This window comes from Geobacillus sp. ZGt-1 (assembly GCF_001026865.1).
GTDB lineage: Bacteria > Bacillota > Bacilli > Bacillales > Anoxybacillaceae > Geobacillus > Geobacillus thermoleovorans.
The window spans coordinates 74,042-75,028 of sequence record NZ_LDPD01000025.1 but is presented as its reverse complement, the minus strand read 5'-3'; the positions used below and the strand labels follow the sequence as shown (position 1 = coordinate 75,028).

The window sequence follows — 987 nt, the reverse complement described above, 5'->3', positions numbered from 1 at the left end:
ATAAACTTTTGACAATACCTTACGGTGAAGAGGGTGGCTTATCATTGAAACGGATCCTCCGTTATGTTTTGTTGTGTACAATGCTAGCTGGCTGCGATCATCAGGAGATGAATTTACAGGCTCATCATTTGGATGCAAAAAGACAAGGTTTTGATCAAGAAGAGATAGAAAATCTCATTAGAGAGCCGGAAAACGCCAATAAAGTCAACCGACAGCTCAAAAACAAGGAGGCTGCGGCTTTCTTTCGGCTGGGGATGACGAAAGAAGAGATTCGTCACTTGGATCGGGAGGAGATGGATTTTTTTCGCGCGAGAAGTGCGGCGAATCAATGGCATGAGCTCGATGAACAAACGGTGAAGGAGATTTTCAAGAAACAGGCGGATCATCCAATGATCCGATGCCATATCGAGAAACAGAAATTATGCACCGCGTCCACGATTTACACCGATCAAAAAAAGAACATCATGGAATTGACCATATCCGTTTCCTTGTTAAGTCGAGAAGAGCATCGATATGCCGTCGTCTTGTCGTATGAATGGCTTATCGATCCGAAAGAAAAGGAGACGGATTTTTACGGGATTTTGACGACTGAAAATGCGGTTGTCGATTATCATCAGCTTTATAGCTCCTACAAGACGTATCGGGATGCGTCTCACGTCAGCATACAACATAGTAGGAAACCTTACCAATCTTCTGTTGTAGGGTATATGATCAAAAATTCTCTGCACAAGGAAAACAACCGCCACTTTGGATATGTGTATTCTGAAATTGTCCCTTCGGATCACGCGCAAACGTATATGGATGTTGAGGGATTTTATGTTCATGCTAATCGGACATGGAGAGAAAAGGATTTGTTTTCTTTCCAAGATGTTTATAACTGGAATGAAAAGGCTGACGCGGTGATGTTCAAGTCTCCGGTGATCCGAATCTCCATCCGGCCGTGATGAAGCGGGATGGAATGTTTTGTTTCGAGGGAGCGCTCTTTTT

Annotated in this window: 1 protein-coding gene; it reads left to right on the top strand. The window is 43.5% G+C overall.

The window, feature by feature from the left end; translation table 11 throughout:
* Positions 1-8 precede the first annotated feature (8 nt).
* Positions 9-944 (top strand): hypothetical protein, encoded by a 936-nt coding sequence (locus tag VU18_RS13045; RefSeq protein WP_047758274.1) that lies wholly within the window; start codon positions 9-11, stop codon positions 942-944.
* The last annotated feature ends 43 nt before the right edge of the window (positions 945-987 follow it).